At 71.2% G+C, this 5,111-nt stretch carries 5 protein-coding genes; 4 read left to right on the top strand and 1 reads right to left on the bottom strand.

All coding sequences use genetic code 11. The features are described from left to right. Positions 1 to 194 precede the first annotated feature (194 nt). Positions 195 to 1,454 carry a serine/threonine-protein kinase gene (locus ACFV61_RS27005; protein ID WP_063349170.1) on the top strand — a complete coding sequence of 420 codons (1,260 nt, stop codon included), beginning with the start codon at positions 195 to 197 and terminating at the stop codon, positions 1,452 to 1,454. An 80-nt stretch (positions 1,455 to 1,534) separates the two neighbouring features. Next, positions 1,535 to 2,644: a peptide chain release factor 2 gene (gene prfB, locus ACFV61_RS27000; protein WP_380343626.1), complete on the top strand. Its 1,110-nt coding sequence runs from the start codon at positions 1,535 to 1,537 to the stop codon at positions 2,642 to 2,644. 154 nt (positions 2,645 to 2,798) lie between these two features. On the opposite strand, the gene ACFV61_RS26995 is transcribed toward prfB, so the two are convergent. Then, positions 2,799 to 2,993, bottom strand: a complete 195-nt coding sequence (locus ACFV61_RS26995) for a hypothetical protein (protein ID WP_063349172.1) — start codon at positions 2,991 to 2,993, stop codon at positions 2,799 to 2,801. A 349-nt stretch (positions 2,994 to 3,342) separates the two neighbouring features. On the opposite strand from ACFV61_RS26995, the gene ftsE reads away from it, so the two are divergent. Beyond that, positions 3,343 to 4,032, top strand: coding sequence for a cell division ATP-binding protein FtsE (gene ftsE / locus ACFV61_RS26990; RefSeq protein ID WP_063349173.1), 690 nt, complete (start codon positions 3,343 to 3,345; stop codon positions 4,030 to 4,032). An 86-nt stretch (positions 4,033 to 4,118) separates the two neighbouring features. Then, a complete protein-coding gene (gene ftsX, locus ACFV61_RS26985; protein WP_063349174.1) occupies positions 4,119 to 5,030 on the top strand; it encodes a permease-like cell division protein FtsX in 912 nt (303 codons plus the stop codon). The last annotated feature ends 81 nt before the right edge of the window (positions 5,031 to 5,111 follow it).

Raw genomic sequence — 5,111 nt, 5'->3', positions numbered from 1 at the left:
GTCCAGGGCCGGGCCCGCGCGGCGGGATTGACGCTTTGTCGACAATTCGCAAGATTTCTCGCCCGCGGCTGCCCGCCCAGGGCCCTCGGGCGGCCCGCGCGGGGCGCCGGGGCGCGTAGGTTGGTCGCTGTTGTCCCGCCCCATCGAGCGCACCGGACCCCCGGGCGCGCTCCCGCGCCGCCCACGGAGCAGCATTGGCACGCAAGATCGGCAGCCGGTACACCGTCCACCAGGTGATCGGCCGGGGTTCGGCCGGGACGGTCTGGCTCGGTGAGGGGCCCGACGGCCCGGTGGCGGTCAAGCTGCTGCGCGAGGACCTGGCCGCCGACCAGGTGCTGGTCGGCCGCTTCGTCCAGGAGCGCGCCGCGCTGACCAGCCTCGACCACCCCCGGGTGGTCGGCGTGCGCGACATGGTCGTGGACGGCAGCGACCTCGCCCTGGTGATGGAGCTGGTCCAGGGCACCGACCTGCGCTCCCGGCTGGAGCGTGACGGCGCGCTCCCGCCGCAGACCGCCGCCTCGGTCATCGCGGACGTCGCCGACGGCCTGGCCGCCGCGCACGCCGCCGGCATCGTCCACCGCGACGTCAAGCCGGAGAACGTCCTGCTCGACCTCGCCGCCGCCCCCGGCCCCGGCGGCGCCCCGCGCGCCAAGCTCACCGACTTCGGCGTGGCCCGCCTGGTCGACGCCCCGCGCCGCACCCGGGCCACCCGGATCATCGGCACCCCCGACTACCTCGCCCCGGAGATCATCGAGGGCCTGGAGCCGCGCGCCGCCGTCGACATCTACGCCCTCGCCACCGTGCTGTACGAGCTGCTGGCCGGGTTCACCCCGTTCGGCGGCGGCCACACCGGCGCGGTGCTGCGTCGGCACGTCACCGAGCAGGTGCCGCCGATCCCCGGCCTGCCGGACGGGCTGTGGCGGATCATCTCCGAGTGCCTGGCCAAGGCCCCGGCCTCCCGGCTGCGGGCCGCCGAGCTGGCGGCCCGGCTGCGCGAGCAGCTGCCCTCGCTGGCCGGCCTGCCGGTGCTGGCCGTGCCCTCCCAGGGCCGCGCCCCGGCGGAGGAGGCGCTGACCCCCGGTGAGGCCGTGTACGCCGAGGTGGACGCAGGCCCGGGAATCCACAAGCGCCGCCGGGGCCCGGCCGTCCCGCTGGTGCCCGGCGTCGCCCCCGACTCGACCCGGGACACCCACACCAGCCTGCGCCGCCCCTCCGCGGACGAGCTGGCCGCGTACGCCGCGGAGTCCCGTGCCCAGCGCACCGCCCCGGGCACCGGGCACCGCCGGGACCGGCAGGCGCTGCTGCGCCGCCGCCGGGTGCTGGCCGTCCTGCTGGCCACCGTCCTGCTGCTGGCGGGCGCCGCCGCGGCCTGGACGGCCTTCGCGGCCACCGCCCCGGACGCCGGTCACCCGGCCCGCCCGACGGTGTCCGGCACGGCCCCGCGGGCGCCGTAGCGGGCCGTCGGGCGGGTACCGCGAGAGCCGGAGGACCCCGGTGTCGTCATGACCACCCCCGGAACCATTACCCTGGGGGCGTGGCAGCCGTCGATCCTTCCGAAGAGCTCAAGAACCTCGAAACGACCATGGGGTCGATCGAGGCCGTCCTCGACCTGGACAAGATCCGGGCCGACATCGCTGTCCTGGAGGAGGCGGCAGGCGCCCCCAACCTGTGGGACGACATCGCGAACGCGCAGAAGGTGACCAGCCGGCTCTCCTTCCTCCAAGGCGAACTGCGCAAGGTCGAGGGCCTGCGCAGCCGCATCGACGACCTGGGCGTGCTGTTCGAGCTGGCCGAGGCCGAGGACGACGCGGACACCCGGGTCGAGGCCGAGTCCGAACTCGTCTCCCTCCAGAAGGCGGTCGAGGAGCTGGAGGTCCGCACCCTCCTGTCCGGCGAGTACGACGCCCGCGAGGCGCTGATCAACATCCGCGCCGAGGCCGGTGGCGTCGACGCCGCCGACTTCGCCGAGCAGCTGATGCGCATGTACCTGCGCTGGGCCGAGCGGCACGGGTACCCCACCGAGGTGTACGACACCTCGTACGCCGAAGAGGCCGGCATCAAGTCCGCGACCTTCACGGTCAAGGCGCCGTACGCCTACGGCACCCTGTCGGTCGAGCAGGGCACCCACCGCCTGGTCCGCATCTCGCCCTTCGACAACCAGGGCCGCCGGCAGACCTCCTTCGCCGGTGTCGAGGTGCTCCCGGTCGTCGAGCAGTCCGACCACGTCGACATCGACGAGGGCGACCTGCGGATCGACGTCTACCGCGCCTCCGGCCCCGGCGGCCAGGGCGTCAACACCACCGACTCGGCGGTGCGCATCACGCACCTCCCGACCGGTGTCGTGGTCTCCTGCCAGAACGAGCGCTCGCAGATCCAGAACAAGGCGTCCGCGATGAACGTCCTCCAGGCGAAGCTGCTGGAGCGGCGCCGCCAGGAGGAGCGGGCGGCGATGGACGCGCTCAAGGACAGCGGCAGCTCCTGGGGCAACCAGATGCGCTCCTACGTGCTGCACCCGTACCAGATGGTCAAGGACGTCCGGACGGAGTACGAGGTCGGCAACCCGCAGGGCGTGCTGGACGGCGACATCGACGGCTTCATCGAGGCCGGCATCCGATGGAGGAAGCAGCGGGAAACCGCGAGCTGAGCGTGAGGATGCCGGCCTCGATGAACATCAAGCACAGCATCGAGGCCGGCATCCGCTGGCGCAAGCAGCGCGAGACCGCCGCGCAGTAGGCGCAGGCATACGAAAGGGCCCCCGACCGCAGTGGTCGGGGGCCCTTTCGTATGCCTCGGTGGGTTCAGGCCAGTGCCTGCCGGGCGATCAGCGCCACCGCGAGCAGACCGGCCAGCAGGGCCAGCAGCATCGCGGGGGAGAACGCCGCGAACGGACCCTGCTGCTCCTGCAGCCGGGCCCGGTTGGCGCGGCAGACCGCGCAGCGCCCGTCACTCACGCGGCCGTTGCAGTTGGCGCACACCAGATGGTCGCAGGTCATGCGATCTCCTCCTCGCTGCTACAGCCAACGCACCGGACGGGGCTTTGGTTCCTCTTCTTGCCCTGTGCGGGGGAGCGCCCGAACACGGACGCCACCTCCACTCTGCCAGGTTCTGACCGTTCCGGCTCCCGGGCTGTGAGATGCCTCCCAATTTTCGGGGCATAACCAGACATTCTCCCCCAGATTTCGACGGCTGTCCTGGGCGGGCCCTGCACGCCGACCGACGATTCGCGTATGGTCCCAGACCGGGAGCGGCCCTTTCCGCTCCCGCCACCCGCCCCAGGGCCGGGCGCCCGGGGTGGACCGACCGAGGACTGGCGCCGCCTAGGATGGCCTCCGTGATGCAGCCGTGATCAGATTCGACAACGTCTCCAAGACCTATCCCAAGCAGAACCGTCCCGCCCTGGACAACGTCTCGCTGGAGATCGAGAAGGGTGAGTTCGTCTTCCTGGTCGGCTCGTCCGGCTCGGGCAAGTCCACCTTCCTGCGCCTGTGCCTGCGCGAGGAGCGCCCCTCCACGGGCGAGGTGCACGTGCTGGGCAAGGACCTCGGCAAGCTGTCCAACTGGAAGGTGCCGCACATGCGCCGCCAGCTGGGCACCGTCTTCCAGGACTTCCGCCTGCTGCCCAACAAGACGGTCGCGCAGAACGTCGCCTTCGCCCTCGAAGTGATCGGCAAGCCCAAGAGCGCCATCAACAAGGTGGTGCCCGAGGTGCTGGAGCTGGTCGGCCTCGGCGGCAAGGAGGACCGCATGCCGGGCGAGCTGTCCGGTGGTGAGCAGCAGCGCGTGGCGATCGCCCGCGCGTTCGTGAACCGTCCGATGCTGCTGATCGCGGACGAGCCCACCGGCAACCTCGACCCGCAGAACTCGGTCGGCATCATGAAGCTGCTCGACCGCATCAACCGCACCGGCACCACGGTGCTGATGGCCACCCACGACCAGGCCATCGTCGACCAGATGCGCAAGCGCGTCATCGAGCTCGACAAGGGGCTGCTCGTCCGCGACCAGGCCCGCGGCGTCTACGGATACCAGCACTGACCGACCGGCGCAGCCGGCGCTGAACCCGTAGGGCCGTCCGCCCGCGTCGCCAGACCAGCAGTACCGACCCTGGAGTTGTTACCCGCATGCGTGCCCAGTTCGTCCTGTCGGAGATCGGTGTGGGTCTCCGCCGCAACCTGACGATGACCATCGCGGTCGTGGTCAGTGTCGCGCTCTCCCTCGCCCTGGCCGGTTCCTCGCTCCTGGTCCGCGACCAGGTGAACTCCATGAAGGGGTACTGGTACGACAAGGTCGAGGTGAGCATCTACTTCTGCACCAAGTCGGACGCGCGCAACTCGCCGCAGTGCGACAAGGGTGCGGCCACCGACCAGCAGGTGCAGGACATCAAGGCCCAGCTGGACAAGATGGACTCGGTGGTCCAGTCGTCGGCCTTCGAGAGCTCCGCCGAGGCGTACAAGCACTGGAAGGAGATGAACCCGGACAACCCGCTCATCTCCGTCCTGGGCCCGGACGCGATGCCGCAGTCCTGGCGGGTCAAGCTGAACGACCCGACCAAGTACGACGTCATCCAGAGCGCCTTCGCCGGCAAACCCGGCGTCAAGTCGGTGGAGGACCAGCGGAAGATCCTGGAGAACCTGTTCGGCCTGCTCAACGGCCTCCAGACGGCGGCCTTCGTGATCATGGTGCTGATGCTGTTCGTCGCCCTGCTGCTGATCGTCAACACCGTCCGGGTGTCGGCGTACAGCAGGCGGCGCGAAACCGGCATCATGCGCCTGGTCGGTGCCTCGAACTTCTACGTCCAGATGCCGTTCATCGCCGAGGCCGCGTTCTCCGCGCTGCTCGGCGCGGCCATGGCCTCCGGGCTGCTGGTCGGCGGGCACTTCTTCGTCCAGAACTGGCTGGCCGACCGGGTGCAGTTCATCCACTTCATCGGCCTCGGCTCGGTGCTCGCGGTGATACCGCTGCTGATCGTGGTCGGTATGGGCATGGCCGGCGTGGCGGCGTTCTTCACCCTGCGCAAGTACCTCAAGGTCTGACCACCTCCGGCCCCGGGGGGGGGGGGGGGCCGGGGCCGGCGCCGCGCGGCGCGGCGCGGCGGCGCCCGCCGGGGCCGCCGG

The sequence above is a fragment of the Kitasatospora sp. NPDC059817 genome, assembly GCF_042731835.1.
GTDB lineage: Bacteria > Actinomycetota > Actinomycetes > Streptomycetales > Streptomycetaceae > Kitasatospora.
Note: the sequence above shows the minus strand (reverse complement) of the source record. Positions and strands in the feature narration are given on the sequence as shown.